This window comes from Actinacidiphila glaucinigra, assembly GCF_035918135.1.
Classification (GTDB): Bacteria; Actinomycetota; Actinomycetes; order Streptomycetales; family Streptomycetaceae; genus Actinacidiphila; species Actinacidiphila glaucinigra.
This window is the reverse complement of the sequence record NZ_CP109144.1, coordinates 3136142-3160748: the sequence shown is the minus strand read 5'-3', so window position 1 is coordinate 3160748 and position 24607 is coordinate 3136142. Positions and strand designations below refer to the sequence as shown.

Annotated in this window: 21 protein-coding genes and 1 pseudogene; 18 read left to right on the top strand and 4 right to left on the bottom strand. The window is 72.1% G+C overall.

Annotated features, from left to right (window positions below; all coding sequences use genetic code 11):
* Window positions 1–39 precede the first annotated feature (39 nt).
* From rsmD to OIE69_RS13700, 8 genes are all read left to right on the top strand, one after another.
* Complete coding sequence (gene rsmD, locus OIE69_RS13735) at window positions 40–621, top strand: 16S rRNA (guanine(966)-N(2))-methyltransferase RsmD (protein ID WP_326572256.1); 582 nt, start codon at window positions 40–42, stop codon at window positions 619–621.
* 35 nt (window positions 622–656) lie between these two features.
* Window positions 657–1136: a pantetheine-phosphate adenylyltransferase gene (gene coaD, locus OIE69_RS13730; RefSeq protein ID WP_018562090.1), complete on the top strand. Its 480-nt coding sequence runs from the start codon at window positions 657–659 to the stop codon at window positions 1134–1136.
* 10 nt (window positions 1137–1146) lie between these two features.
* Window positions 1147–2241: an ATP synthase F0 subunit B gene (locus OIE69_RS13725; RefSeq protein WP_326572255.1), complete on the top strand. Its 1095-nt coding sequence runs from the start codon at window positions 1147–1149 to the stop codon at window positions 2239–2241.
* Between the two features lie 178 nt (window positions 2242–2419).
* Window positions 2420–2959, top strand: coding sequence for a YceD family protein (locus tag OIE69_RS13720; protein WP_326572254.1), 540 nt, complete (start codon window positions 2420–2422; stop codon window positions 2957–2959).
* 2 nt (window positions 2960–2961) lie between these two features.
* Window positions 2962–3135 (top strand): 50S ribosomal protein L32, encoded by a 174-nt coding sequence (gene rpmF / locus OIE69_RS13715; protein ID WP_026251550.1) that lies wholly within the window; start codon window positions 2962–2964, stop codon window positions 3133–3135.
* Window positions 3136–3154: 19 nt separating this feature from the next.
* Window positions 3155–3904, top strand: coding sequence for a ribonuclease III (rnc, locus tag OIE69_RS13710; RefSeq protein ID WP_326572253.1), 750 nt, complete (start codon window positions 3155–3157; stop codon window positions 3902–3904).
* A gap of 94 nt (window positions 3905–3998) precedes the next feature.
* Entirely contained in the window at window positions 3999–4898 is a 900-nt protein-coding gene (gene mutM, locus OIE69_RS13705) for a bifunctional DNA-formamidopyrimidine glycosylase/DNA-(apurinic or apyrimidinic site) lyase (protein WP_326572252.1), read from the top strand.
* A 130-nt stretch (window positions 4899–5028) separates the two neighbouring features.
* Complete coding sequence (locus OIE69_RS13700) at window positions 5029–5901, top strand: phosphotransferase (RefSeq protein WP_326572251.1); 873 nt, start codon at window positions 5029–5031, stop codon at window positions 5899–5901.
* A gap of 389 nt (window positions 5902–6290) precedes the next feature.
* Here OIE69_RS13700 and OIE69_RS13695 read toward each other — a convergent pair whose 3' ends face one another.
* Window positions 6291–6461 (bottom strand): hypothetical protein, encoded by a 171-nt coding sequence (locus OIE69_RS13695; protein WP_326572250.1) that lies wholly within the window; start codon window positions 6459–6461, stop codon window positions 6291–6293.
* 1013 nt (window positions 6462–7474) lie between these two features.
* Here OIE69_RS13695 and OIE69_RS13690 point away from each other — a divergent pair.
* Window positions 7475–7771 (top strand): annotated as a pseudogene (locus OIE69_RS13690) (tyrosine-type recombinase/integrase); the annotation flags it as partial.
* Between the two features lie 23 nt (window positions 7772–7794).
* On the opposite strand, the gene OIE69_RS13685 reads toward OIE69_RS13690, so the two are convergent.
* The gene (locus OIE69_RS13685) at window positions 7795–8703 is read right to left on the bottom strand and encodes a CAP domain-containing protein (RefSeq protein ID WP_326572249.1); all 909 of its coding nucleotides are present in this window, start codon (window positions 8701–8703) and stop codon (window positions 7795–7797) included.
* 124 nt (window positions 8704–8827) lie between these two features.
* On the opposite strand from OIE69_RS13685, the gene OIE69_RS13680 reads away from it, so the two are divergent.
* From OIE69_RS13680 to smc, 3 genes are all read left to right on the top strand, one after another.
* On the top strand, window positions 8828–9109 hold the full coding sequence (locus OIE69_RS13680; RefSeq protein WP_326572248.1) for an acylphosphatase: 282 nt from the start codon (window positions 8828–8830) through the stop codon (window positions 9107–9109).
* Between the two features lie 412 nt (window positions 9110–9521).
* Window positions 9522–9710, top strand: a complete 189-nt coding sequence (locus OIE69_RS13675) for a hypothetical protein (protein ID WP_018562974.1) — start codon at window positions 9522–9524, stop codon at window positions 9708–9710.
* Window positions 9711–9884: 174 nt separating this feature from the next.
* The gene (gene smc, locus OIE69_RS13670; protein ID WP_326572247.1) at window positions 9885–13442 is read left to right on the top strand and encodes a chromosome segregation protein SMC; all 3558 of its coding nucleotides are present in this window, start codon (window positions 9885–9887) and stop codon (window positions 13440–13442) included.
* Between the two features lie 19 nt (window positions 13443–13461).
* On the opposite strand, the gene OIE69_RS13665 is transcribed toward smc, so the two are convergent.
* Window positions 13462–14451, bottom strand: a complete 990-nt coding sequence (locus tag OIE69_RS13665; protein ID WP_326572246.1) for an LLM class flavin-dependent oxidoreductase — start codon at window positions 14449–14451, stop codon at window positions 13462–13464.
* Between the two features lie 100 nt (window positions 14452–14551).
* Here OIE69_RS13665 and ftsY point away from each other — a divergent pair, with 100 nt between their 5' ends.
* Complete coding sequence (ftsY, locus tag OIE69_RS13660; protein WP_018562971.1) at window positions 14552–15778, top strand: signal recognition particle-docking protein FtsY; 1227 nt, start codon at window positions 14552–14554, stop codon at window positions 15776–15778.
* A gap of 81 nt (window positions 15779–15859) precedes the next feature.
* Here the strand turns inward: ftsY and OIE69_RS13655 are convergent, their stop codons facing one another.
* On the bottom strand, window positions 15860–16534 hold the full coding sequence (locus OIE69_RS13655) for a bifunctional DNA primase/polymerase (protein WP_326572245.1): 675 nt from the start codon (window positions 16532–16534) through the stop codon (window positions 15860–15862).
* 233 nt (window positions 16535–16767) lie between these two features.
* On the opposite strand from OIE69_RS13655, the gene nsdA reads away from it, so the two are divergent.
* The 5 genes from nsdA (at window position 16768) to ffh (ending at window position 24552) form a co-directional block, all read left to right on the top strand.
* Window positions 16768–18282, top strand: a complete 1515-nt coding sequence (gene nsdA, locus OIE69_RS13650) for a transcriptional repressor NsdA (protein WP_392567499.1) — start codon at window positions 16768–16770, stop codon at window positions 18280–18282.
* Window positions 18283–18675: 393 nt separating this feature from the next.
* Complete coding sequence (locus tag OIE69_RS13645; protein WP_326572243.1) at window positions 18676–20034, top strand: ammonium transporter; 1359 nt, start codon at window positions 18676–18678, stop codon at window positions 20032–20034.
* Window positions 20031–20369, top strand: coding sequence for a P-II family nitrogen regulator (locus tag OIE69_RS13640; protein ID WP_326572242.1), 339 nt, complete (start codon window positions 20031–20033; stop codon window positions 20367–20369). Before OIE69_RS13645 ends, OIE69_RS13640 begins: the two co-directional genes overlap by 4 nt.
* Window positions 20370–20460: 91 nt before the next feature.
* On the top strand, window positions 20461–22938 hold the full coding sequence (locus OIE69_RS13635) for a [protein-PII] uridylyltransferase (RefSeq protein WP_326572241.1): 2478 nt from the start codon (window positions 20461–20463) through the stop codon (window positions 22936–22938).
* Window positions 22939–23022: 84 nt separating this feature from the next.
* The gene (ffh, locus tag OIE69_RS13630; protein WP_326572240.1) at window positions 23023–24552 is read left to right on the top strand and encodes a signal recognition particle protein; all 1530 of its coding nucleotides are present in this window, start codon (window positions 23023–23025) and stop codon (window positions 24550–24552) included.
* Window positions 24553–24607 lie beyond the last annotated feature (55 nt).

Sequence of the window (24607 nt, the reverse complement as noted above, 5' to 3'; positions counted from 1 at the left end):
CAGGCGCCGTTCCCCGCCCACGAGACGAGTGAGCCGCAGATGACCCGCGTGATCGCCGGAGCCGCCGGTGGCCGCCGCCTGGCCGTGCCGCCGGGTAACGGAACCCGACCCACCTCGGACCGGGCGAAGGAGGGGCTGTTCTCCACCTGGGAGTCGCTGCGCGGCGCCCTGCACGGGGCGCGGGTGATCGACCTGTACGGGGGATCGGGCGCCGTCGGACTGGAGGCGCTGTCGCGCGGCGCGGCGCACGTGCTGCTGGTCGAGTCCGATCCGCGGGCCGCCCGGGTCATCCGGGAGAACGTCCGCGTCCTCAAGATGCCCGGCGCCGAGGTGCGGGCCGGCAAGGCCGAGAAGGTGATCGCGGGGGAGCCCCCGGCGGACCCGTACGACGTGGTGTTCCTGGACCCGCCGTACGCCGTCACGGACGACGAGCTGCGCGAGATCCTGCTCACACTCCGCACGCGGGGCTGGCTCGGCGCGGATGCCGTCGCCACCGTGGAAAGGAGCACCCGAGGCGGGGAATTCCGCTGGCCCGAGGGGTACGAAGGGATCAGGGCCCGTCGGTACGGCGAAGGGACGCTTTGGTACGGTCGCGCCGCCGACGTCACTGACGCGTCATGAACCACCCGCAGAACCCTCAGAGCGAGGAGTCACCGTTGCGCCGCGCAGTCTGTCCCGGGTCCTTCGACCCCGTCACCAATGGACACCTCGACATCATCGCCCGAGCCTCGCGCCTGTACGACGAGGTCTACGTGGCCGTGATGATCAACAAGTCGAAGAAGGGCCTCTTCTCGATCGAGGAGCGCATCGCCCTCATCGAGGAGGTCACGGCCGAGTACGGCAACGTGCGCGTGGAGGCCTTCCACGGCCTGCTGGTGGACTTCTGCAAGCAGCGCGACATCCCCGCGATCGTGAAGGGCCTGCGCGCGGTCAGCGACTTCGACTACGAGCTGCAGATGGCCCAGATGAACAACGGGCTGTCCGGCGTGGAGACCCTGTTCGTCCCCACCAACCCCACCTACAGCTTCCTGTCCTCCAGCCTCGTCAAGGAGGTGGCGCAATGGGGCGGCGACGTCGCCCACTTGCTGCCCCCCGTCGTACTGGAGGCCCTCAAGAAGAAGCTCGCGCAGCAGTAGAGTCTGGGACGTGGACGTCCAGAAGAAGCTCGACGAGATCGTGGCCGCCGTGGAGGCCGCCCGGTCCATGCCGATGTCGGCCTCCTGCGTGGTCAACCGTGCCGAGCTGCTCGACATGCTCGAAGACGTGCGGTCGGCGCTGCCCGACTCGCTCTCCCAGGCCCAGCAGCTGCTGGGCGGGCGGGAGCAGATGGTCGAGGAGGCCCGGGCCGAGGCCGACCGGATCATCGGGGCCGCGCACGCGGAACGCGGTTCGCTGATCTCCGACACCGAGATCGCCCGCCGCTCCCAGCAGGAGGCCGAGCGCATCGTCACGGAGGCGCAGCGCGAGGCCACCGAGATCCGGGCCGAGGCCGACGACTACGTCGACAGCAAGCTCGCCAACTTCGAGGTCGTGCTGACCAAGACCATCGGCTCGGTGGACCGCGGCCGCGAGAAGCTGCTCGGCCACGGCCCGGCCCTCGACGAGAACGGCTACCCGTACGAGGACGACGACGCGCCGGAGCGCAGCGGCGACCCGGAGACGCTGCGCCGCCGCGCCGACGAGTACGTGGACGCCAAGCTGGGCGCCTTCGAGGCGGTCCTCAGCAAGACCCTGGAGGCCGTCGGACGCGGCCGCCTGAAGCTGACCGGTCACCGCCCCGTCGACGAGCTCGGCGCCGGCCTGGCCCACGACACGGACGGCGAGGGCCATGTCCCCGGGCAGTCCGACGCCGAGTACCTCGCGGGCCTGGCCGCCCCCGTGGCCCCGGGCGACTACCAGTACGACCCGAACGCCGTGCAGCAGCCCGACTACGGCTACCAGCAGCCGGACCCGTACCAGCAGCAGGGCCAGCAGCCCGACCCCTACCAGCAGCAGGGCCAGTACGCCGACCCGTACGCCGCGCAGCCGCAGCAGGCCTACTACGACCCGAACTACGGCTGGCAGCAGCCGCAGCAGCCGCAGCAACCGCAGCAGACCGGCTACGAGCAGCAACAGCAGTACATGCCGCAGCAGCACCAGCAGGGTCAGGGCGCGGCGCTGGACGAGACGAGCTTCTTCGACACCAGCATGATCGACCTGAACCGGCTGCGGGAGCTGGAGCAGGAGCGCGGTTTGGGCTGAGCCCGGGGGACCGGTATCCTGATCCCTCAGCCGTGTGATCCCCGGCGCTTTGGCGTGCCCGCCGTCGCACCGAAGGGCACGCGCCGAACCGTAGAAAGCAGGAGCCCTGAACACCCGCCTCGACCACCGCAACCCGCTCGTGTTCGACACGCACGAGCTGGGTCGTCGTCCTGGGGCGATGAAGAAGGTCTCCCGCTCGGTGCCGGCCCCCAAGGACATGGGCATCGAGGTCATCGGTGTCCGCGAGGGCACGGAGATCACGCTGGACCTCCGCCTGGAGTCGGTGATGGAGGGGGTGCTCGTCACGGGCACCGCCCGCGCACCGCTCTCGGGGGAGTGCGTAAGGTGTCTGGAGCCGGTCGAGCGCGAGCTCGAGACGGACTTCCAGGAGTTGTACTCCTACCCCGACGCCGACACCCGGACCGGTGGGCACCATGGTGCCGCCGATGCCGGTGACGACGCCGAGGAGGAGGACACTCTCTTCCTCGAGGGCGACTTGTTCGACCTCGAGCCCGTGCTGCGGGACGCGGTGGTTCTCGAACTGCCGCTGCAGCCGGTGTGCCAGGACGACTGTTCCGGCCTGTGCCCCGATTGCGGGGTGCGGCTGGCGGACGACCCGGACCACCACCACGAGGTCACCGACATCCGTTGGGCGGCCCTGCAGGAAATCCAGCTGAGCGGTGCCGAGGACGGCGCCGACGAGAACCAGGAGAAGTAGCCGTGGCTGTTCCCAAGCGGAAGATGTCGCGCAGCAACACGCGCCACCGCCGTTCGCAGTGGAAGGCTGCGCCCGTGAGCCTGGTGGCGTGCGAGCGCTGCCACGAGCCGAAGCAGCAGCACATCGCGTGCCCGAGCTGCGGCACCTACAACCGTCGTCAGGTCCTCGAGGTCTGATCGGCGGGTGAGGGGCTCCATGTCGTCAGACGGCGCAACGTCGACGGACGCCGGTAAGGCAGCCTCGTCCCCCGCGGTTCTGGAAGGGCGGCTCGGGTACACACTCGAACCCGCCCTTCTGGTGCGTGCGCTGACCCACCGCTCGTACGCGTACGAGAACGGTGGTCTGCCCACCAACGAGCGCCTGGAGTTCCTCGGGGACTCCGTGCTCGGCCTGGTGGTCACGGACACGCTCTACCGCACCCACCCGGACCTTCCGGAGGGCACGCTCGCCAAGCTGCGGGCCGCGGTGGTCAACTCGCGCGCCCTGGCCGATGTCGGCCGCGGCCTCGACCTGGGCAGCTTCGTCCGCCTCGGACGGGGCGAAGAGGGCACGGGCGGCAGGGACAAGGCGTCGATCCTCGCGGACACCCTCGAGGCGGTGATCGGTGCGGTCTACCTGGACCAGGGCCTGGACGCCGCGTCGGAGCTGGTGCACCGGCTCTTCGATCCACTGATCGAGAAATCGTCCAACCTCGGTGCGGGACTGGACTGGAAGACCAGCCTCCAGGAGCTCACCGCGGGCGAGGGCCTCGGTGTCCCGGAGTACGTGGTCTCCGAGACCGGACCCGACCACGAGAAGACCTTCACGGCTGCCGCCCGCGTCGGTGGTGTCGAGTACGGCACCGGCACCGGCCGCAGCAAGAAGGAAGCAGAGCAGCAGGCCGCCGAGTCGGCTTGGCGTGACATCCGCGCCAAGCGCGACGCGAACGGCACTGTCGCCGGCTGAACCCGTCAGGCCCGTCCGTCCGGCCCCCGAGGCCGTCCGGGCGGGCCTTGCGGTTCCCCGGGCGGGGAACCGCCGTCCGAGAGGAGCGCACCGAGTGCCGGAGCTGCCCGAGGTCGAAGTCGTACGTCGCGGCCTGGACCGCTGGGTGAGCGGGCGCACGGTCGCCGGGACCGAGGTTCTGCACGCCCGTTCCGTGCGCCGCCACCTCGCCGGCGGCGCCGACTTCGCCGCCCGGCTGGAGGCGCAGACCTTCGGCCCCGCCCTGCGTCGGGGCAAGTATCTGTGGCTGCCGCTCCAGGACTCCCCGCTGGCCCTCCTCGGCCACCTCGGCATGAGCGGCCAGCTCCTCGTCCAGCCGGAGGACGCGCCCGCCGAGACCCATCTGCGGATCCGGATCCGCTTCGAGGACGATCTCGGGACGGAGCTGCGCTTCGTCGACCAGCGCACCTTCGGCGGCCTGTCGCTGCACGAGTGCGTGCCCGGTGACCCCGAGCGGCTGCCGGTCCCCCTGTCGCACATCGCCCGCGACCCGCTCGACCCCCGCTTCGACGACGCGGCCTTCCACACCGCGCTGCGCCGCCGCCGCACCACGATCAAGCGGGCGCTGCTGGACCAGTCCCTGATCAGCGGGGTCGGCAACATCTACGCCGACGAGGCGCTGTGGCGCACCCGGCTGCACTACGAGCGGCCGACCGCGACCCTGACCCGGCCGGTCACCACCGAACTGCTCACCCACATCCGCGAGGTCATGACCGACGCCCTCGCCGCCGGCGGCACGAGCTTCGACAGCCTGTACGTCAACGTCAACGGGGAGTCCGGCTACTTCGACCGCTCCCTGGACGCCTACGGTCGCGAGGACGAGCCCTGCCGCCGCTGCGGCACGCCGATCCGCCGCCGCCCCTGGATGAACCGCTCGAGCTACTTCTGCCCGCGCTGTCAGCGACCGCCGCGCGGCCCGGCCGGCACGACAGCCCTCGCCGTCCGCTCGTCGTAGCGGCGTGCGGCCGCAGTCGCACGGGGGAGACGACGTCGCGCTCACACCGGCGCGGCGACGCGGCGCGTCGGACGACGGGGCCGCCGTGGACCCCCGGCGCGGGCCGGGCCGTACGGCGCACAATGGGCGGATGCCTCTCGACGGCCCACCCTCCCCACCCGCCGCCACGTACGCCGAGACCGCGGAGCCGCAACCGGAGATCCCCCTGATCGGCGGTGACGTGACCGAGGGCGTCGTCCGCGTCGGCGACACGGTCCGCCGCCCGACAGGCGAGCACAGTCCCCTGGTGCACGCCCTGCTCCGGCACCTGGAGGATGTCGGGTTCCCCGGCGCCCCGCGCCTCCTCGGTATCGACGCGGCCGGCCGCGAGGTGCTGACCTACGTCACCGGCGAGGTCGCCGGACGCCCCCGCCCCGCCTGGATCGCCGACGAGGACCGCCTCGTCTCGGTCGGCCGCCTGGTCCGCGTCTACGACGACGCGGCCGCCGGCTTCACCCCGCCCGACGGCGTCCGGGCCCCCTCCGGCCCCGTCCCGCACCCGGACACGCCTCCCGCGCCCGCCCATCCCGCCGAGGTGATCGGGCACATGGACTTCACGCCCGACAACATCGTCTTCCGGGACGGCCGGGCCGCCGCGCTCATCGACTTCGACCTGGCCAGGCCGGTCCCGAGGGTCGAGGAGATCCACAACGCGATGCTCTACTGGGCCCCCATCGGCGACCCCGCCGACGCCGACCCCCACCTGCGCGACGTCGACGTCCCCCGCCGCTGCCGCCTGCTCGCCGACGCGTACGGGATGTCCGGCACCGATCGTGGCCGCCTGCTGGAGGTCGCCGTGCTCCGGACCCGCCGCGCGTGGTTCTCCATGAAGCGCATGGCCGAGACCGAGGGCGGCGGCTGGGCCCGCATGTGGCACGAGGGGGTCGGCGACCGGATCAAACGCCGCGAGGCCTGGCTGGAGCGCCACGGCTCCTCGATCGAGGCGGCACTCACCGCTCCGTAGCGCCGGGGGAGCGCCGCTTGCGGCCGGACAGGACCCCGTACACGTCGAGTGCCGCCCCGGCAGAGCACCCGAGGAAGCGCACCGCGCCCCTCACCGCCGACACCACCGGTTCCTCCACCGCGCGCACCCACCCAGTCGGAATCCGTGGCCGGCAGGTTGCGGCCACGTCCATCTCTACGTCCGGGGAGCCGCCCCCGTTCAACGCGGCGCCGACGGCCGGTGACTGCCTCAGTAGCCGAAGAAGTGATCCGGGGCCTTGCTGACCTGGGCGCGCCGTGACGATCAACGCTGTGACCTGCGATCGAGTAGTCAACGGTTGTCGGCGTTGGTCGTCGTTGCGCGCCCTCGGACGGCCCAGAGACGGCCCGGCCTGGCTCCTGCGTCTCTCTTCACCAGCCGTAGTCTCGAGCGGCCCTGTCTGCCTCGGAACCATCCAGCCACGCAAGGCGAAGTGGCTCGCCGCGCAGCATGAACCACCCGGCGTCCCACTGCTGGAGCTCAACGTCGACGTCCGTTGTGACGACGCTGTCCTCGCTCCCGCCGGCGTCGTAGGTGAGCATCCACTCGGGACGTTCTTCTGGGCGGACCAGACGCCTGTGCCAGAAGGGTCCCTCCTCGACCCACCAGGTCTGTACGCGAGTGATCAACCACGCCACAGGCGCATCGCCGGAGAAGACGCGAGCCGCACCACGCCGGTACGGGTCGAGTCTGCGGTCCGGTTCTTGCTCAGGTTCTCGTCGCCACCTTGCCATTTCGCCATTGTCACTGCAGCTCTCGTATGAGGGGCGGAGGCCGCTCTTGCGTGGCCAGTTTGGAAGACTGAGGCTGCGGACTCTGCCTCACCTGGGCGGACGCTGACCTGCGGCAAACCGACTCTGCCACGGTGGTTCCCCGTGGTTCCCCGCTCGGCACCGACGTACGTGGCACGCGTGTGGCACGTACCCCGGGTAACCCCTCTCGGCTTCCGGGTTGCCGGTGTTGATCAACCTGTCACCTTGGAGAGGGTCGACAAGTGGGCGACTGGTCCATGACAATCCGCTGGTGACTGATCGCGTTAACTTGGCCATATCGGCACTGGGCGTGCCGGTCTCCGCTTTGCTACTGGCGGGCGCATTGCAGGCGTACTTGGCCGGCGACGACTCGGGGTGGATGATCACCTTCTCGTCCCTGCTACAGGTCGCTACGGTCTGGCAGTTGGTCCGCGACATACGCCGGCGCCGCAGGATGCGAACCAAGGCTGGCTGACCTCCGAGTGCATCGGCGGGTTCCTCATCCGCGAGGGCGTTGGCGCGATCTTTGGCCGGTGGCCTGCCTGGGCTGGGGTCGGGCATGGCCAGGGGGCCTTACGCTGGCCGCGAATCGGGCTGGCTCCTGCCTGCCCGCAATAAGCCCGATCGGCCCCCTGGTCTTGCTCGACATCGGGTCCCGGACCGGGGAGGTGGCTAAAGATCGTGTCGGCGCCCGCCCCAGCCAACGCGGTTCTGACCTCATGCCCTGGCCTACCTGTCTGGGCGCGGCCGGACGCGGGCCGCGCGCCCGGCGGAGCGTGAGCGACGCCGGGTGCCTTGATGATCGGAACCGCTTCAACCATTGGGTCTGGCGTCCGGCCCTGCGCGCGGCCGGCGTCTCCGCGGGGAGGGAGAACGGCATGCACGCGCTGCGGCACTTCTACGCTTCGGTGCTCCTGGCCGCGGGGGAGAGCATCAAGGCCCTGAGCGAGTACCTCGGCCATCACGACCCCGGCTTCACGCTCCGGACGTACACGCACCTGATGCCTGCGAGCGACACACGCACGAGGGCCGCCGTCGATCGCGTATTCGGCTACAAGCCTGCGACCGACGACGGCCCGGAGACGGCCCGAGCCGTCTGACAGCTATCTGACCTGCGGCTTTCTCAGTAGCCGAAGTCCTGCGTCCACCAGGGGCCGCCCTCGCCGAGGACTGCGCCGACGCCGATCTTCTTGAAGTCGCAATTGAGGATGTTGGCGCGGTGCCCCTCGCTGTTCATCCAGGCGTCCATGACCTCCTCGGCCGTGGCCTGGCCGCGGGCGATGTTCTCGCCGCCGAGGTTCTTGACGCCGGCCTGGGCGGCGCGGTCCCAGGGGTCGTCGCCGTCGGGGTCGGAGTGGTCGAAGAAGCCCCGGGCGGCCATGTCGGCGCTGAAGTCGGAGGCGAGCTCGGAGAGCTTCTTGTCGGCGTGCAGCGGCTGGCAGCCGGCGGTGGCCCGGACCGTGTTCACCAGGGCCAGGACGGAGGTCTCGACGACGCTCTGGTCGCCGTCCTGCGCCTCCTCGTCGCCGCCCGGCACGAGGGTGGCCGCGGGCGGGGACGGGACGTCGGTGGGCGTGGAGGACGCCGAGGGCTGCGGCGCGGCGGGAGTGGCCGCGCTCTCCTCCGGGGCAGAGGTGGGGGCGGAGGGGGTCGGCGTCGCCGAGGTCGCGGGCGCCGACGGGGCCGCGGGGGGCGCGGTCGTACGGGCGTCGCCGCGGCTGGCGGGAGCCGAGGTGTCACGGTCGGCGGGCACGGCGCCGACGTCCTGCGGGCTCACGGTGTTCGGCAGCCCGGCGGCCTGGACCTGACCGGGAGCGTCATCGTGGTACCCGAACCCGCCGGAACCGTCCGGCGAGGGCAGCAGCCCGCTGGAGACGCCGATCGCGCCGACCGCCAGCGCGGCGGACGAGGCCAGCAGCCCGGTGCGCACCGGGTTCTGCTTGCGCCGCCGGGCCCTGCTGGTCTGCCCGCGGTGGCGCGGCGCCTCCGAGAACGGCGCCGGCTCGGAGGCTGTACGGCTGTGGCGGCCCATCCGCTGCAGTCCTTTATGTCGACGGTGTTCACCCGAACGGGTGAGTTCTGTTGCGGCGCGACTGTATCGAAAGACAGGCGGGGCCGGTGTGAACCCTGTGCAACTGGCGGGTTAGCGTGCTTCCATGAACGACGCTGTCCGACTCACGGCCTGGGTGCGAGGCCGAGTACACCAAGTGGGTTTCCGCTGGTGGACGCGGGTGAGCGCACTGGAGATCGGCGGGCTCGACGGCTATGTGAGCAATCTCTCGGACGGACGCGTGCAGATCGTGGCCGAAGGCGACCGGTCGCACTGCGACCGGCTGCTCGACTGGCTGCGGACCGGCGACACGCCCGGACGCGTCGACGGCGTCACCGAGATCTGGGGCGAGCCGCGCGGTGGCTACGAGGGCTTCGCGATCCGCTGAGCCACCGTCCGGCGCACCGCGCCGTCCTCGCAGGTGAGGAGCGAGGTCACAGATCGCCGGCAATCTCACCTGGCAAGAGCGACAAGGAGGTTGCCATTTCGCGCACCGCGTGCAAGGCTGCCGACATCGAGGACGCGGTGATCTTCGGGGAGTGATCGACGGCCCCGTCCTCCAGCCACGCGGGACGCCCGCGGCGCCTTTCTCGCGCCGTGTTTTCTTAGGCGTACCCGACGAGTGGGCTGTGATCGTGTTGACCGTCCAACCATTTGGTGAGACGCTGGAAGCCCCGCGCACCGCAGCTGTAGGCATGGCAAAGGGCAGCTTCGGCGCACACGGCGCGGGTGCCTATAACCCCTCACAAACGACCCACACCGCTCCCCGGTCGGTCACTCAGCGTGGAGGACCATCCATCATGGCAAAGGCGCTTCTCGGTTACGTCGGCGGCCCCGACCCTCGACTCCTCGCCGAGATGCGAAGGCTGCAGCAGCGTGTCCAGGACCTGGAAACCGAACTCGTACGGATCCAGGCCGAGAACGACACGCTGGCCGCCGCCTCGCGCGAGCTCGTCGACGTACCTCACGCGGAGCCGGTTCTCGCCTGATCGGCCTTTCGGCCGATCAAGTGGAAACGACTCCGTTTGGGAATGTGCAAGGGACGCCCCGGCGTCCCTTCGTCGTTTTCCGCCCCGTTGCCCTCCCATGATCTCCGCCCTTGCATTGCATGTGCCCCCCGCATTCCTCGGTGAAACCGAGAGCGGGAGGTAGAGTCCAACGGCGTGCACCTCAAGAGCCTGACCCTGCGCGGGTTCAAGTCATTCGCCTCGGCGACGACGCTGCGGTTCGAACCCGGAATCACCTGCGTCGTCGGCCCGAACGGTTCCGGCAAGTCCAATGTCGTGGACGCGCTGTCCTGGGTCATGGGCGAACAGGGCGCCAAGTCGCTGCGCGGCGGGAAGATGGAGGACGTCATCTTCGCCGGCACGACGGGGCGGCCGCCGCTCGGCCGTGCCGAGGTGTCGCTCACGATCGACAACGGCGACGGTGCCCTCCCGATCGAATACGCCGAGGTCACCATCACGCGGATCATGTTCCGCAATGGCGGCAGCGAATACCAGATCAACGGGGACACCTGCCGGTTGCTGGACATCCAGGAACTGCTCTCCGACTCCGGTATCGGCCGTGAAATGCACGTCATCGTCGGCCAGGGGCAGCTGGATTCGGTCCTGCACGCAGATCCGATGGGCCGCCGCGCCTTCATCGAGGAGGCGGCCGGCGTCCTCAAGCACCGCAAGCGCAAGGAAAAGGCGCTGCGCAAGCTGGACGCCATGCAGGCCAATCTGGCCCGCGTCCAGGACCTGACCGGTGAGCTGCGGCGTCAGCTCAAGCCGCTGGGACGGCAGGCACAGGTGGCGCGCCGGGCGGTGGTCATCCAGGCGGACCTGCGCGACGCCCGGCTGCGGCTGCTCGCCGACGACCTGGTCACCCTGCGGGAGGCGCTGCGCGCCGAGGTCGCCGACGAGGCGGCGCTCAAGGAGCGCCGCGACGCCGTCGAGACGGACCTCGCGGCCGCCGTACAACGAGAGGCGCGGCTGGAGGAGCAGGTCAGGGAGCTCGCCCCGCGGCTGGCCGACGCCCGTGCCACCTGGTACGGGCTGTCGCAGCTGGCCGAGCGGGTCCGCGGCACCATCGGCCTGGCCGAGCAGCGCGTACGGCATGCCACCGCGCAGCCCGCGGAGGAACGGCGCGGCCGCGACCCGGAGGAGATGGAGCGCGAGGCCGCCCGCATCCGCGAGCAGGAGGCGGAACTCACGGACGCACTGGAGGCCGCCCAGCGCGCCCTGGACGACACGGTCGACCACCGCGCGGAACTGGAACGCCGCCTGGCGGAGGAGGACAAGGCCCTCAAGGCCGCCGCGCGCGCCATCGCCGACCGCCGCGAGGGCCTGGCCCGTCTGCAGGGTCAGGTCAACGCCGCCCGCTCCAAGGCCGGATCCGCCGAGGCCGAGATCGGCCGGCTGACCGCCGCCCGCGACGAGGCGCGCGAGCGCGCCGAGTCCGCCCAGGAGGAGTACGAGGAACTCCGCGCCCGGGTCGAGGATCTGGACGCGGACGACTCCGAGCTCGACGAGCGCCTCGAGGCCGCCAAGGACGAGCAGGGCCGTGCCGACGAGGCCCACTCCGCCGCGCGCGAGGACGCCACCGCCGCCGAGCGCCGGCGTGCCGCCCTTGCCGCGCGTCACGACGCCCTCGCCCTCGGCCTGCGCCGCAAGGACGGCACCGGTGCCCTGCTCGCCGCGGGCGACCGCCTGTCCGGGCTGCTCGGTCCCGCCGCTGAACTCCTCACCGTCGCCCCGGGCCACGAGGTGCCGGTGGCCGCCGCGCTGGGCGCCGCCGCCGACGCCGTGGCCGTCTCCGGCCCGTCAGCAGCCGCCGAGGCGCTGCGGCTGCTGCGCAAGGACGACGCGGGCCGCGCCGCGCTGCTCGTCGCCGGTGACGCCGTCCCGCCGGAGGCCGCCGAGGTGCCCGCGGGTGTGCGTGCGGCGGCCGCGCTCGTCGGCGGTCCCGATGAACTGCTTCCGGCCGTGCGCCGTCTGCTGCGGGACTACGTCGTCGTGGAGAGCCTCGCCGACGCCGAGTCACTGGTCGCCGCCCACCCGCGGCTGACCGCGGTGACCGCGGAAGGCGACGTCCTCGGCGCCCACTTCGCCCACGGCGGCTCGGCCGGGGCCCCCAGCCTGCTGGAGGTCCAGGCCGCCGTCGACGAGGCCGCCGCGGAGCTGGAGGCTTTGGCCGGGCGCTGTGAGGCGCTCGCGGAGGAGCAGGCCGCGGCCAGGGAACGCAGGGCGGCCGCCGCCCGGGTGGTCGACGAGCTGACGCAGCGTCGCCGGGCCGCGGAGAAGGAGAAGTCGGCCGTGGCCCAGCAGCTGGGCCGGCTGGGAGGGCAGGCACGTGCCGCTGCGGGGGAAGCGGAACGTTCTGCCGCCGCGGTGGGCCGCGCCGAGGAGTCGCTGGCCGCCGCGATAGAGGAGTTCGAGGAGCTCTCCTTCCGGCTGAGCGAGGCGGAGGCCGCCCCCGCCGACGAGGAGCCGGACACTTCCGTGCGCGACCGGCTCGCCGCCGACGGCGCCAACGCCCGCCAGACGGAGATGGAGGCGCGGCTCCAGGTCCGTACCCACGAGGAGCGGGTCAAGGGCCTGGCCGGCCGCGCCGACGGCCTGGACCGCGCCGCCCGCGCCGAGCGCGAGGCCAGGGCGCGGGCCGCCCGCCGCAAGGCACGTCTGGAGTACGAGGCGCAGGTCGCCACCGCGGTGCTGAAGGGCGCGCAGGGCCTGCTGGCGTACGTCCAGGTCTCGCTGGGGCGCGCGGACGAGGAGCGGGGAGCGGCCGAGCGGGCCAAGGCCGAGCGCGAGGCGGAGCTGGACACCGCGCGCCGCCGGGGCCGGGAGCTGAAGTCCGAACTGGACCGGCTGACCGACTCCGTCCACAAGGGTGAGGTGCTGGGCGCGGAGAAGAGGCTGAGGACCGAGCAACTGGAGAGCAAGGCGCTGGAGGAGTACGGCGTCGAGCCCGCGGGCCTGGTCGCGGAGTACGGACCGGACCAGCTCGTGCCGCCGTCCCCGCCCGCCGAGGGCGAGGAGCTGCCGGAGGACCCGGAGCACCCGCGGAACAGGCCGCGCCCCTACCACCGGGGCGAGCAGGAGAAGCGGCTGAAGGTGGCGGAGAAGGCGTACCAGCAGTTGGGCAAGGTCAACCCGCTGGCGCTGGAGGAGTTCGCGGCGCTGGAGGAGCGGCACAAGTTCCTCTCGGAGCAGCTGGAGGACCTGAGGAAGACCCGGGCCGACCTGCTCCAGGTGGTCAAGGAGGTCGACGAGCGGGTCGAGCAGGTCTTCACCTCCGCCTACCACGACACCGCGCGGGAGTTCGAGGGCGTGTTCTCCCGGCTCTTCCCCGGCGGCGACGGCCGGCTGATCCTGACCGACCCCGAGAACATGCTCACCACCGGTGTGGAGGTGGAGGCCCGCCCGCCGGGCAAGAAGGTCAAGCGGCTGTCGCTGCTGTCGGGCGGCGAGCGCTCGCTGACCGCGGTGGCACTGCTGGTGTCGATCTTCAAGGCCCGGCCGAGCCCGTTCTACGTGATGGACGAGGTGGAGGCCGCGCTGGACGACACCAACCTGCAGCGGCTCATCGGCATCATGCGGGAGCTGCAGGAGAGCTCCCAGCTGATCGTCATCACCCACCAGAAGCGGACCATGGAGGTCGCCGACGCGCTGTACGGCGTGTCCATGCAGGGCGACGGTGTGTCGAAGGTCATCAGCCAGCGCCTCACGTCCTGACCGGCCCGGCCGGGCCCGGTCAGTCCTTCAGCCGGGGCAGCACCTGCTCCGCGAACAGGCGCAGGCTCCGCCAGCCCTCCTCGACCGGCATCCCCCCGCACAGCGGGTGCAGCACGAGGGCGGCGGCCGGGTCGGTGCCCGCCTCCGCGAAGGCGACGCACTCGTCGGGGGTGACCACGCGGTAGACGCCCTCTCGGCGCAGTTCCTCCGGGGAGGCCGCCGTGGAGCGCACCGCCGAGCGGATGCCGGCGGACTGCCACGAGGCGTAGGTGGCCGCCTCGTGGAACAGGTGCCGCCCGTACTCGGTCCAGGTGCGGTCGGGGTCCTCGGACAGGTGGAGCAGCGGCACCTGGGGCGGGGGCATCAGACACCAGCCCTCCGTGCCGTGCTCGGCGAGCTGCTCCCGGTAGTAGGTCTCCAGCTCCGGCAGGTGGGCGCTGGGGAAGAACGGCAGTCCGAACCGCGCCGCCCGCCGCGCCGCGGCGCGCGAGCTGCCGCCGACGATCAGCAGCGGGTGCGGGGAGCTGTGGGGGCGGGGTGTGACCCGGACGGTCCGGCCGCGGAAGGCGAAGGGCTCACCGGTCCAGGCCTTCAGGAGCGTGTCCAGCAGTTCGTCCTGGAGGGCGCCGCGCCGGTGCCAGTCGACCCCGAGGGCCGCGTACTCCTCGGGGCGGTAGCCGATGCCGGCGACGGTGACCAGCCGTCCGCCGCCGACGTGGTCGAGCACCGCGAGGTCCTCCGCCAGCCGCAGCGGGTCGTACAGCGGCCCGATCAGGGCGGAGACGGTGACCGCGATCCTGCGCGTCGCGCCGAGGACGGCCCCCGCGAAGGTGAGGGGCGAGGGCAGCCAGCCGTCGGGGGAGCCGTGGTGCTCCTCGGTCTGGAGGGTGGCGATGCCGTGCTCGTCGGCGTACGCGGCCATTTCCAGGGCCGCCCGGTAGCGGTGGCTCAGCGCCCCGGGCGAGGCCGCGGGGTCGACGAGGTTGAAACGTACGACAGTGGCGGGCATGCGCCGACGTTAGCTGACGAACCGTCAGATGAACAGAGTCGCGGACGCCCGCCGGGTGGCTCCCGGGAGGGCGGGCCGCGTGACCGATACTGGACGGGTTATGGAAACCGTCATTCTTGCCGTAGTCATCGCCCTGGTCGTGATCCTGGCGGCCGGCGGGCTGGTGGTGGGCAGCCGCCGCAGGAAGCAGCTGCCCCCCGCGCCGCCCACCGAGCAGCCGACGATCACCGCGCCTCCCGCCGAACCGCACATCGGCGACGAGGCCGAGGCCCCGCGGGACGAACCCCGCCGGACCATCGAAGAGGTCGAGCTCCCCGAGTCGGAAGACGCCTCCGCAGGCGGCGTCCTCGTCGAGGAGCGCCCGGCCGCCCCCGAGATCGAGCGGCCCGAGCCCACCGCCGGCCGCCTGGTGCGGCTGCGCTCCCGCCTCTCGCGCTCGCAGAACGCGCTCGGCAAGGGGCTGCTCACCCTGCTCTCGCGCGAGCACCTCGACGAGGACACCTGGGAGGAGGTCGAGGACACCCTGCTCACCGCGGACGTCGGTGTCGCCCCCACCCAGGAGCTGGTGGAGCGGCTGCGCACCCGGGTGAAGGTGCTCGGCACCCGCAGCCCCGCGGACCTGCGGCAGCTGCTGCGCGAGGAACTGCTGACCCTGGTCCGCACGGACCTGGACCGCACGCTCCACACGGACGGGCTGCCGAACGCGGACGGTGCCGACCAGCCGGCCGTGCTGATGGTCGTCGGCGTCAACGGCACCGGCAAGACCACCACCACCGGCAAGCTTGCCCGGGTCCTGGTGGCCGACGGCCGCAGCGTCGTGCTGGGTGCCGCCGACACCTTCCGCGCCGCGGCCGCGGACCAGCTGCAGACCTGGGGCGAGCGGGTCGGCGCCCGCACCGTACGAGGGCCCGAGGGCGGCGACCCGGCGTCGGTCGCCTTCGACGCGGTCAAGGAGGGCATCGCCGAGGGCGCGGACGTCGTGCTCATCGACACCGCCGGCCGGCTGCACACCAAGACCGGCCTGATGGACGAGCTCGGCAAGGTCAAGCGCGTCGTGGAGAAGCACGGCCCGGTGGACGAGGTCCTGCTCGTCCTGGACGCCACGACAGGCCAGAACGGCCTGGTGCAGGCCCGGGTCTTCGCCGAGGTCGTCGACATCACCGGCATCGTGCTGACCAAGCTCGACGGCACCGCCAAGGGCGGCATCGTCGTCGCCGTCCAGCGCGAGCTGGGCGTCCCGGTCAAGCTGATCGGCCTGGGCGAGGGGGCGGACGACCTCGCGCCGTTCGAGCCCGAGGCCTTCGTGGACGCGCTGATCGGCTCGTAGCCGGCGGCATCCGCGGACAAGCGGACGAGCGGAGAGACGGACAAGGGGCGCACTCCCGGGAGTGCGCCCCTTGTCCGTTGCTCACGCGTGGGCGCGGTCCCGGTGGCAGACGTACGCCAGCGTGCCGAGCAGCAGCCGGGCCTCCGGGGGCTGGCGGGCGGCGTCCAGCGCCGGCGGCCGCAGCCAGCGGACCGGGCCGAGGCCGCCGAGGTCGGAGGGGGGAGCGGTCACATGGTCGCCCGGCCCGAGGCAGCGCAGGTCGAGGTCGGCGTCGTCCCAGCCCATGCGGTACAGCAGATGCGGGAGCTCGGCGGCGGCACCCGGCGCGACGAAGAACTGCGCCCGGCCGTCCGGGGTGGCGACGACCGGGCCGAGACGCAGCCCCATCCGCTCCAGGCGCACCAGAGCGCGCACGCCGGATCGTTCCGCCACGTCGATCACGTCGAAGGTGCGCCCCACGGGAAGCATCAGCGCCGCGCCCGGCACGCGCTCCCAGGCGGCCACGGCCTCCTCGAGGGTCGCCCCGGCCGGCACCTCGCCGGCGAACTCCAGTGCGTGGGCGCCCGGCGCCTCGCACCCCGGGTCACCGCAGGAGCACTGCCCGCCTCCGCGCGTGGCGCGCGCACCCGGCGCCACCGCCCATCCGCACAACCCGGTGTACTCCGCCACGGTGGTGCACGCCGAGGCGTGCGTCCGGCGGCGCGCGCCGGAGCGGATGTGTCGCATCTCCCGCATGCTGCCGATCGTGAAGCCCATGACACCCCCAACGGGTCGCAGTTGCCGATGGTTACGCCCGTGCCTGATCGGCATGTGTCAAGTGAATCGCTCCGCGTGCACATGTAGTTCATTCGAAGGGGTGGCGAATGGTGGCGTTTTCGCTGGAGGCATCGCCGGATGGGTGATCGTAGGATTACTTTCGGTTTGCAAGCCCCGGAAGTGTGCGGGCCGGCGGGTATGCCGGAGGCAAGACTCGTAGGACACTGAGGCACATGGGGGCCAGGCAGGCAACGGCCCGCATCCCCGGAGGTGTTGGGCGACGGAATGGGGGCGTCACGGTGGGCGGCACACAGGACAAGCAGCCCAACGCGCAGTTGACCTCTTGGTTTGTGCGCAGTGGCTGGTCCAAGGGCGAACTCGCCCGTCAGGTGAACCGCAGAGCGCGCCAGATGGGGGCGCTGCACGTCAGCACGGACACCTCGCGGGTGCGCCGCTGGCTGGACGGTGAGCAGCCGCGGGAACCGATCCCGCGCATCCTGTCCGAGCTGTTCTCCGAGCGCTTCGGCACCGTCGTCCCGGTGGAGGACCTGGGGCTGCGTCCCGCCCACCAGCCGCCCGCCTCGACCGGAGTGGACCTGCCGTGGGCGGGGCCGCAGACGGTCCAGATGATCAACGAGTTCTCCCGCAGCGACCTGATGCTCGGCCGCCGCGGCTTCCTCGGGACCTCCCTGGCGCTGGCCGCCGGCCCCGCCCTCGTCGAGCCGATGCAGCGCTGGCTGGTGCCCACCCCCGCGTCCGGCGCCGACGTCCCGCCGCCGCGCGACTCCCGTGCCAGGGCCCGGCTCTCCGAGCCCGAACTGGAGCTGCTGGAAGCCACCACGGTGATGTTCCGGCAGTGGGACAACCAGTGCGGCGGCGGCCTGCGCCGCAAGGCGGTGGTGGGCCAGCTGCACGAGGTCACCGACCTGCTCCAGGAGTCCCATCCGCAGTCCGTCGCCAAGCGGCTCTACCGCGTCACCGCCGAGCTCGCGGCGCTCGCCGGCTGGATGTCGTACGACGTCGGCCTGCACCCCACCGCGCAGAAGTACCTGGTCCTGGCCCTGCACGCGGCCAAGGAGGCCGACGACCGCCCGCTGGGCGCCTTCGTCCTGTCCAGCATGAGCCGCCAGATGATCCACCTGGACCGCCCCGACGACGCACTGGAACTCATCCACCTGGCGCAGTACGGCAGCAGGGACAGCGCGAGCGCCACCACCCAGGCGATGCTGTACGCGATGGAGGCCCGCGCCTACGCCAACATGGGTCAGGTCAGCAAGTGCCACCGCGCCGTGCGGATGGCGGAGGACTCCTACACCGACTCCCGGCCCGCCGAGGACCCGGACTGGATCAGCTTCTTCAACGAGGCCGAGCTCAACGCCGAGAACGCCCACTCCTACCGTGACCTGGCATACGTGGCCGGCCGCAGCCCCACGTACGCCTCGCTGGCCCACCCGGTGATGCAGCGGGCCGTCGACCTGTTCGCGCAGGACAGCGTCCACCAGCGCGCCTACGCCCTCAACCTGATCGGCATGGCCACCGTGCATCTGCTGCAGCGCAGCCCGGAGGAGGCCGCAGGGCTCACCGTCCAGGCGATCGACGTCGCCAAGCACGTGCGCTCCGAGCGGGTGAACACCCGCATCCGCAAGACCGCCGACAGCGCCCTGCGCGACTACGGCACGGTCGCCGAGGTCGCCCAGCTCAGCGAGCGCCTCGCCGCCGACCTCCCCGAGGTCGCCGAGACCGCCTGATCCGGCGGTCCGCCCCGTACCCCGGCCGCGGCCGGCCATCCCGACAGCCCGACTCGGCTCCCCCATGCCAGGTCAATCGGGTGGCTCGCCGCGGCCGGTCCTCGTTCACCGGCACGTCCCATCGACGGCGTGGCGAGGTTTGTACACCCCGGCCCGCGCGGCACGTATACAGCTCGTCGGCCCACCCGAGGGGTCGCGGAGTCATGACGGCGTCGTCATGGCGGCGCCCGCTGGGGCGGCGGTTCATCGCGACGTAACACGGACGACTTCTTCGTCACGGTGACGAAACACCCGATGGCGTCGACGGAAACCCGGCTGGGACAACCTCATGGCGAAAACCGGCCCACCGAGCCCGCATCCCGCACGGGCCGTTCGGATGACGAGGAGACGCCGATGGCAGCAGGCTTTTTGACGCTTGCCGCAGACACGCCCACGCTCGACAGCGGTAGCACGGCGTTCATGCTGCTGAGCGCGGCACTGGTGCTCGTGATGACCCCCGGTCTGGCCTTCTTCTACGGCGGCATGGTCCGGGTCAAGAGCGTCCTGAACATGCTGATGATGAGCTTCATCGCCATCGGCATCGTCACGGTGCTGTGGACGCTCTACGGCTTCAGCGTCGCGTTCGACTCCGGGAACGCCTTCTTCGGCGGCTTCGAGTGGGCCGGCATGCGCAACATCGGGATCGCCCAGCTGTGGGACGGCTACACCATCCCGGTCTACGTCTTCGCCGTCTTCCAGCTGATGTTCGCGATCATCACGCCCGCCCTGATCAGCGGTGCCCTGGCGGACCGGGTGAAGTTCACCGCCTGGTCGCTCTTCGTGGCCCTGTGGGCGACGGTCGTGTACTTCCCGGTCGCCCACATGGTCTGGGCGTCCGACGGCTTCCTCTTCACCCGCGGCGTGATCGACTTCGCCGGTGGTACGGCGGTGCACATCAACGCCGGTGCCGCGGCGCTCGGCGTGATCCTCGTCATCCGCAAGCGCGTGGGCTTCAAGAAGGACCCGTTCCGGCCGCACAACCTGCCGCTGGTCATGCTCGGCGCCGGTCTGCTGTGGTTCGGCTGGTTCGGCTTCAACGCCGGCTCCTGGCTCGCCTCCGACGGTGTCGCGGCCGTGGCCTTCACCAACACCCAGGTCGCCACCGCCTCCGCGATGCTCGGCTGGCTCGCCTACGAGAAGATCAAGCACGGCTCCTTCACCACCCTGGGCGCCGCATCCGGTGCCGTCGCCGGCCTGGTCGCCATCACCCCGGCGTGCGGCTCGGTCAGCCCGCTCGGCGCCATCGCCGTCGGTGTCATCGCCGGTGTGGCCTGCGCCGCCGCGGTCGGCCTGAAGTACCGGTTCGGCTTCGACGACTCCCTCGACGTGGTCGGCGTCCACATGGTCGGCGGCATCATCGGCTCGCTGCTCATCGGCTTCTTCGCCACCGGCGGGGTCGGCCAGACCGCCAAGGGCGTCTTCTACGGCGGCGGCTTCGACCAGCTGTGGAAGCAGTTCCTCGGCGTCGGCGTGGTCCTGGCCTACTCGCTGGTCGCGTCGGCGATCCTTGCCAAGCTCATCGACCTGGTGATCGGATTCACCGTCAGCGAGGACACCGAGGTCGCGGGCATCGACCAGGCCGAGCACGCGGAGACCGGCTACGACTTCGCGGGCGTGGCCGGCGCGGTCCGCTCCGCCCTCTCCTCCCTGGACAGCAGCAGTGGCACCGGCACCCAGGTGACCGACGCCCCGTCGAAGAAGGTGGACGCGTGAAGCTCATCACCGCGGTCGTGAAGCCGCACCGGCTGGACGAGATCAAGGAGGCCCTGCAGGCCTTCGGCGTCCAGGGCCTGACGGTCACCGAGGCCAGTGGCTACGGCCGCCAGCGGGGCCACACCGAGGTGTACCGCGGTGCCGAGTACACCGTCGACCTCGTGCCCAAGATCCGCATCGAGGTGCTGGTCGAGGACAGCGACGCCGACCAGCTGATCGACGTCGTCGTCAAGGCGGCCCGTACCGGCAAGATCGGTGACGGCAAGGTCTGGAGCATCCCGGTCGAGACCGCCGTACGGGTCCGGACCGGGGAGCGCGGCCCGGACGCACTCTGAGGACGCGGGGGCGCGGCCGGGACTCCGGCCGCGCCCCTTCGCACCACCGAACCCGAGAAGTTCCACCGCACGGCCTGCGACTGGAGACAGTGTGACGGAGAACGTCGACGCGAAAGCCCACGACGGACACGCCCCTGCAGGCTATGCGGCGGCCCGGCTGGCCCTCCTGAGCGGCGAGGGCCCGTCCGGGCCGCCGCGGCGCAGGGCGCTGGCCGCCCTCACCGACACATGGCTCGCCGACCTCGCGCGCGGCGCGGCCGACCGGACCGGGACCAGGGGCTGGTCACTGGTCGCCGTCGGCGGCTACGGCAGGGGCGAGCTCTCCCCGCGCAGCGATCTCGACCTGCTGCTGCTCCACGACGGCTCCGCCGGGCCCGCGGACGTCGCCGGCCTCGCCGACGGGATCTGGTACCCGGTCTGGGACCTGGGCGTCGCCCTCGACCACTCCGTCCGCACCCCGGCCGAGGCCCGCAAGACCGCCGCCGAGGACCTCAAGGTCCAGCTCGGCCTCCTCGACGCCCGCCACATCGCGGGGGACACCGCCCTCACCGCGTCCCTGCGCACCGCCGTCCTCGCCGACTGGCGCAACCAGGCCCCCAAGCGGCTCCCCGCGCTCCACGAACTGTGCCTGGAACGCGCCGAACGCCACGGCGAGCTCTCGTACCTGCTGGAGCCCGACCTCAAGGAGGCCCGCGGCGGACTGCGCGACGCCACCGCCCTGCGCGCCGTCGCCGCCTCCTGGCTCGCCGACGCGCCCCGCGAAGGCCTGGAGGACGCCCGCACCCGGCTGCTCGACGCCCGGGACGCCCTCCACCTGGTGACCGGCCGCGCCACCGACCGGCTCGCCCTTCAGGAGCAGGACCAGGTGGCCGGCGCACTCGGCCTGCTGGACGCCGACGCGCTGCTGCGCCAGGTGTACGAGGCCGCCCGGACCGTCGGCTACGCCTTCGACGTCACCTGGCGCGAGGTCGGCCGGGTCCTGCGCTCCCGCCAGTCGCGGCCCCGCAGGCGCGGGCTGCTCGGCCGCTCCCGTCCCGAGCAGGGGAACGCGCCCGAGCGCACCCCGCTCGCCGAGGGCGTCGTGGAGCACGAGGGCGAGGCCGTCCTCGCGCTCACGGCCAGGCCCGAGCGCGACCCGGTGCTGCCGCTGCGTGCCGCCGCGGCGGCGGCCGAGCACGGCGTACCGCTGTCGCTGCACGCGGTCCGCCGGCTGGGCGTGGCCCAGGCGACCCGGCCGCTGCCGGTGCCGTGGCCCGCCGAGGCCCGCGAACAGCTCGTCACACTGCTGGGCGCGGGGGAGTCCACGGTGCCGGTGTGGGAGGCACTGGAGGCCGAGGGCATGATCACCCGGCTGCTCCCCGACTGGGAGCGGGTCCGCTGCCGCCCGCAGCGCAACGCCGTGCACATCTGGACCGTCGACCGGCACCTCATCGAGTGCGCGGTGCGCGCCTCGCGCCTGACCCGCCGGGTCGGCCGTCCCGACCTCCTGCTCATCGCCGCCCTGCTGCACGACATCGGCAAGGGCTGGCCCGGTGACCACTCCGAGGCCGGCGAGGTCATCGCCCGCGACGTCGCGGCCCGCTTCGGCTTCGGCCGGACCGACGTGGAGACGCTGGCCCTGCTCGTCCGCCACCACCTGCTGCTCATCGAGACCGCGACCCGGCGGGACCTGGACGACCCCGCCACCGTGCAGAGCGTGGCCGACGCCGTCCGCGACTCCGAGACGCTGGAGCTGCTGCACGCGCTGACCGAGGCGGACGCCCTGGCCACCGGCCCCGCGGCCTGGAGTGCGTGGCGGTCCTCGCTCGTCGGCGACCTGGTCAAGCGGGTCGCCGCCGTCCTGGCGAGCGGGGCGGTGCCCGAGCCGGCCGACCGCGAGCCCACCGCCGAGGAGGAGCGCCTGGCCGTCGAGGCGGCCCGCACCGGGGGCCCGGTCATCGCGCTGCGCGCCCACGCCGAACCCGACCCCGACGGGACCGCCCCGCGGACCGCGGACGGCGAACCCGAGCCCGTCGGCGTGGAGCTGCTGCTCGCCGTTCCCGACCGCCCCGGGCTGCTCGCCGCGGCGGCGGGTGTGCTCGCCCTGCACCGGCTCACCGTCCGCGCCGCCGACCTGCGCACGGTCGACCCCATCGGCGACGGCCCGGTGACCCTCCTGCGCTGGCGGGTGGCCGCCCAGTACGGCTCGCTGCCCGAGGCGGCACGGCTGCGCAACGACTTCGCCCGGGCCTTCTCGGGCTCCTTCGACATCGAGTCCCGGCTGGCGGAGCGCGAGTCCGCCCATCCCCGCCGCCGCGGGGTCACGTCCCCGCCGCCCCGGGTCACCGTCGCCCCCGGCAGCTCCACCGCCGCCACCGTCATCGAGGTCCGCGCCCACGACGCCCCGGGGCTGCTGCACCGCATCGGCCGGGCCCTGGAGTCCACCGGCGTGAACGTCAGGTCCGCCCGCATCAGTACGCTCGGCGCCAACGCGGTGGACGCGTTCTACGTCACCGACACCGCCGGTGCTCCGCTCCCCGACGTACGCGCGGCCGAGGTCGCCGACCAGGTGGAGCGGGCCCTGCGCTGACGCGGTGGAGACCATTCGCGGGCCGGGCGGATACCCTTGAGGACGACCTATCACCCGCCCCCGACCTGAGGATCCGCGACCGACGTGTTCGACACCCTTTCCGACCGCCTCGCAGCGACGTTCAAGAACCTCCGGGGCAAGGGCCGCCTCTCCGAGGCGGACATCGACGCCACGGCGCGCGAGATCCGTATCGCGCTGCTGGAGGCGGATGTCGCGCTGCCGGTGGTCCGTGCCTTCATCAAGCAGGTCAAGGAGCGGGCGAGCGGGGCCGAGGTGTCCCAGGCCCTCAATCCCGCCCAGCAGGTCATCAAGATCGTCAACGACGAGCTGATCGGCATCCTCGGCGGTGAGACCCGCCGGCTGCGTTTCGCCAAGCAGCCGCCGACCGTCATCATGCTCGCCGGTCTGCAGGGTGCCGGTAAGACGACCCTGGCGGGCAAGCTCGGCCGCTGGCTGGCGAGCCAGGGCCACGCCCCGCTGCTGGTCGCCGCCGACCTCCAGCGCCCCAACGCCGTCAACCAGCTCCAGGTCGTCGCGGAGCGGGCGGGCGTCGCGGTCTTCGCGCCGGAGCCCGGCAACGGCGTGGGCGACCCGGTCCAGGTCGCCAAGGACTCCCTCGAGCACGCCCGCAGCAAGCAGTACGACGTCGTGGTCGTCGACACCGCCGGCCGCCTCGGCATCGACGCCGAGATGATGCAGCAGGCCGCGGACATCCGCGACGCCGTGCGGCCCGACGAGATCCTCTTCGTCGTCGACGCCATGATCGGGCAGGACGCGGTGAACACCGCCGAGGCCTTCCGCGACGGCGTCGGCTTCGACGGCGTCGTGCTCTCCAAGCTCGACGGCGACGCCCGCGGTGGTGCCGCGCTCTCCATCGCGCACGTCACCGGCCGCCAGATCATGTTCGCCTCCAACGGCGAGAAGCTGGACGACTTCGACGCCTTCCACCCCGACCGGATGGCCTCGCGCATCCTGGGCATGGGTGACGTCCTCAGCCTGATCGAGAAGGCCGAGCAGACCTTCAGCCAGGCCGAGGCCCAGAAGATGGCCGAGAAGCTGGCCAAGGGTCCCAAGGAGTTCACCCTCGACGACTTCCTCCAGCAGATGGAGCAGGTCCGCAAGATGGGCTCGATCTCCAAGCTGCTCGGCATGCTCCCGGGCATGGGCCAGATCAAGGACCAGATCAACAACCTCGACGAGCGCGACGTGGACCGCACGGCCGCGATCATCAAGTCGATGACCCCGGGCGAGCGCCACGACCCCACGATCATCAACGGCTCCCGCCGCGCCCGCATCGCCCGCGGTTCCGGTGTCGACGTCAGCGCCGTGAAGAGCCTGGTGGAGCGGTTCTTCGAGGCCCGCAAGATGATGTCGCGGATGGCCCAGGGCGGCATGCCCGGCATGCCGGGCCTGGGCGGTGGCGCCCGTCAGAAGAAGCAGCAGAAGAAGGCCAAGGGCAAGCGCCAGAGCGGCAACCCGCTCAAGCGCGCCGAGCAGGAGAAGGCCGACGCCGCCCGTCGTGAGCAGCAGGCCGGCGGTGCCTTCGGGATGCCGGCGGGCCAGGAGGGCCAGAACTTCGAACTCCCCGACGAGTTCAAGAAGTTCATGGGCTGATCCGGTCCCGTGTCCGTACGGCGGCGGCGCTTCCCGGGAGGGAGGAGCCGCCGCC